The sequence below is a fragment of the Roseovarius maritimus genome, from assembly GCF_043355895.2.
Lineage (GTDB): Bacteria > Pseudomonadota > Alphaproteobacteria > Rhodobacterales > Rhodobacteraceae > Roseovarius > Roseovarius maritimus.
The window spans coordinates 3,035-5,577 of the sequence record NZ_JBHFPF020000025.1 but is presented as its reverse complement, the minus strand read 5'-3'; the positions used below and the strand labels follow the sequence as shown (position 1 = coordinate 5,577).

2 rRNA genes (1 of these 2 cut by a window edge) are annotated in these 2,543 nt (G+C 53.1%); both read right to left on the bottom strand.

The features are described 5' to 3' along the window. Nucleotides 1-51: 51 nt before the first annotated feature. A 5S ribosomal RNA gene (gene rrf, locus ACEWPM_RS19675) occupies nucleotides 52-166 on the bottom strand. A gap of 115 nt (nucleotides 167-281) precedes the next feature. Beyond that, a 23S ribosomal RNA gene (locus ACEWPM_RS19670) occupies nucleotides 282-2,543 on the bottom strand (it continues 306 nt past the right edge of the window).

Genomic DNA, 2,543 nt, shown 5'->3' with positions numbered 1-2,543 from the left:
TGTGAGGAATTTCATCGAAAGAGAGATACGTTTATCTCAAGGTTTTACTAGGTTTGGCGACGACCTACTCTCCCACGTCTTGAGACGCAGTACCATGGGCGCTACGGCACTTAACTGCCGGGTTCGGGATGGGACCGGGTGTTTTGCTCGCGCTATGATCACCAAACCGAGAAAAACCTTGAACTGTCCAAGTCATGTACGCTGATGTTTATGGTGTAAGTATGACTGATGTTTTCGAAGCGACATGTGCAGTTTCCTGCTGTGTCTGACTTCTACTGGATCAAATCAAGCCTATCGAGCAATTAGTACCGGTCAACTGAACGCGTTGCCGCGCTTACATCTCCGGCCTATCGACGTGGTGGTCTACCACGGCTCTCAGGGATACCTTGTTTTGAGGGGGGCTTCCCGCTTAGATGCCTTCAGCGGTTATCCTGTCCGTTCATAGCTACCCTGCACTGCTGCTGGCGCAACAACAGGTCCACCAGTGGAACGTTCACCCCGGTCCTCTCGTACTAGGGGCAACTCCTCTCAAGTATCCTACACCCACGGCAGATAGGGACCGAACTGTCTCACGACGTTCTAAACCCAGCTCACGTACCTCTTTAAACGGCGAACAGCCGTACCCTTGGGACCTGCTCCAGCCCCAGGATGAGATGAGCCGACATCGAGGTGCCAAACACTGCCGTCGATATGGACTCTTGGGCAGTATCAGCCTGTTATCCCCGGCGTACCTTTTATCCGTTGAGCGATGGCCCTCCCACTTGGGACCACCGGATCACTATGACCGACTTTCGTCTCTGCTCGACTTGTCAGTCTCGCAGTCAGGCTGGCTTCTGCCATTGCACTCAACGACCGATTTCCGACCGGTCTGAGCCAACCTTCGCGCGCCTCCGTTACGATTTAGGAGGCGACCGCCCCAGTCAAACTACCCGCCACGCAGGGTCCCGGATCCGGATAACGGACCGCGGTTAGACATCAAGAGTGCGAAGAGTGGTATCTCAAGGATGACTCCACCGAAACTGGCGTTCCGGCTTCAAAGTCTACCACCTATCCTGCACATCACAATCCTGATGCCAGTGCGAAGCTGTAGTAAAGGTGCACGGGGTCTTTCCGTCTAACCGCGGGAAGCCTGCATCTTGACAGGCAATTCAATTTCGCTGAGTCCACATTTGAGACAGCGGGGAAGTCGTTACGCCATTCGTGCAGGTCGGAACTTACCCGACAAGGAATTTCGCTACCTTAGGACCGTTATAGTTACGGCCGCCGTTTACCTGGGCTTCAATTCAGAGCTCTCACCCCTCCTTTTAACCTTCAGGCACCGGGCAGGCGTCAGACCCTATACGTCGTCTTGCGACTTCGCAGAGCCCTGTGTTTTTAGTAAACAGTCGCCACCCCCTGGTTTGTGCCCCCGGCCTCTACTTGCGTAAAAACCGGGCCTCCTTCTCGCGAACTTACGGAGGTATTTTGCCGAGTTCCTTAAATGTGGTTCTCTCAAGCGCCTTGGTATTCTCTACCAGTCCACCTGTGTTGGTTTAGGGTACGATCTAGCGATGGAGCTATTTCCAGGAACTGCTAAGCGGCCCATCCAATCCGATAAGGATGAACAACCCTCGCAATCCGTCACTTCCATCTGGCCCAGGAATATTAACCTGGTTCCCATCGACTACGCCTTTCGGCCTCGCCTTAGGGGTCGGCTTACCCTGCTCAGATTAGCTTTAAGCAGGAACCCTTGGACTTTCGGCGACAGTGTCTCTCACACTGTTTGTCGCTACTCATGTCATCATTCTCACTAGTGATCTCTCCACCGGATGGCTCACGCCCCGGCTTCATCGAAAGCTCCTTGTCTCCGTAACGACCGAAGTCGCTAAAGAGACACGGAACTATGTCACACTACGCTCTGCTACCACGTGCATAAATGCACATCCTAAGCTTCGGCTCATGGCTTGAGCCCCGTTACATCTTCGCCGCAGGACAACTTGTTTAGACCAGTGAGCTGTTACGCTATCTTTAAAGGATGGCTGCTTCTAAGCCAACCTCCTGGTTGTTTTGGTCGTCCCACCTGCTTTCCCACTTAGCCATGAATTAGGGGCCTTAGCTGTAGGTCAGGGTTGTTTCCCTCTCGACAACGGACGTTAGCATCCGCTGTCTGTCTGCCATCTAGTACTCCTCGGTATTCGGAGTTTGGTTAGGATCAGTAAGCCTGTGGGGCCCCATTACCCATCCAGTGCTCTACCCCCGAGGGTATTCGGATGACGCTCTACCTAAATAGATTTCGCAGAGAACCAGCTATCTCCGAGTTTGATTGGCCTTTCACCCCTAGGCACAACTCATCCCGACCTTTTTCAACAGGTGTGGGTTCGGACCTCCAGTAAGTGTTACCTTACCTTCATCCTGGTCATGCCTAGATCACTCGGTTTCGGGTCTGATCCATCTAACTCATGCGCCCTATTAAGACTCGCTTTCGCTGCGCCTACACCTAACGGCTTAAGCTTGCTAGATAGACCAAGTCGATGACCCATTATACAAAAGGTACGCCGTCACCC